At 72.9% G+C, this 964-nt stretch carries 1 protein-coding gene and 1 pseudogene; both read left to right on the top strand.

All coding sequences use genetic code 11. The features are described 5' to 3' along the window. A partial coding sequence (gene gspJ, locus AX685_RS05790) for a type II secretion system minor pseudopilin GspJ (protein ID WP_331710152.1) occupies window positions 1-713 on the top strand: 713 nt, incomplete at its 5' end. Next, window positions 700-964: pseudogene (locus AX685_RS05785) on the top strand (type II secretion system minor pseudopilin GspK); the annotation flags it as partial. The gene gspJ and the pseudogene AX685_RS05785, both read left to right, overlap by 14 nt.

Here is a 964-nt window from a genome sequence, read left to right as displayed (position 1 = left end):
GTTCCGCCGAACACGGCTTCGGTTCTTTTGAGCGTTCCGCCGAACACGGCTTCGGTTCTTTTGAGCGTTCCGCCGAACACGGCTTCACGCTGGTCGAGGTGATGATCGCGCTGATGATCTTCGGGATGATCGCGGCGGCGGGGGTGGCGCTGCTGTCGTTCAGCGTGAAGGCGCAGCGGGCGGGCGGGGCGGCGCTCGACGATGCGGGCGCGCTCAACCGTACCGCGTCGATCCTGACCGCCGATCTGGCGCAGGCGCAGGACCGGCCCACGCGCGACGTGGTGGGGACGCTGCTGCCGGCGATGACCGGCGGCAGCGGCTTCGACCCCGCGCTGCGGCTGGTGCGTGCCGGATGGAGCAACCCGGACGAGGTCGCGCGCCCGACGTTGCAGAAGGTGGAATATCGGCTGAATGCTGGCGGGCTGGAGCGGATCGCCTATCCCGAGCTGGATGGCGCCGCGCCGCTGCCCGCCGCGCTGCTGCTCGATCGCGTCAAATGGGTGCGCTGGCGGTTTCGCTATCAGGGCGCGTGGACCGACAGCTGGCAGGGCAACGACCGCGCCGCGCTGCCGCAGGCCGCCGAGATGACGCTGGAGCGCGAGGGCGGCGCGACCTATCGGATGGTGTTCCTGGTCGGCACCGGCGCGCCGCGCGCCGGAACGCCGGCGCCGCGACCATCCCCCACGCCAAGGCAGGCCGGTGCGGCGTCGTGAGCGCGAGCGGGGCGCGGCCCTGCTGACCGTGCTGCTGCTGGTGGCGGTGATCGCGGTGATGGCCGCGACCGCGCTGGAAAAGGTGCGGCTGGCGACGCGGCTGGCGGCCAATGCGGTCGCGATCGACCAGGCGCGGGGCTATGCCTATGCCGCGGAGGCGCTCGCGACGACCCGCACCACTGCGCTGCTGCGCCGTGCGGGCGACCGGGTGGCCTTGGCCGGCGGGTGGAGCGGGCGGCCGTTCGGCCTGC

This window comes from Sphingomonas sp. CCH9-F2 (genome assembly GCF_001556735.1).
GTDB classification, from domain to species: domain Bacteria; phylum Pseudomonadota; class Alphaproteobacteria; order Sphingomonadales; family Sphingomonadaceae; genus Sphingomonas; species Sphingomonas ginsenosidimutans.
This window is presented reverse-complemented; position numbering and strand designations above follow the sequence as displayed.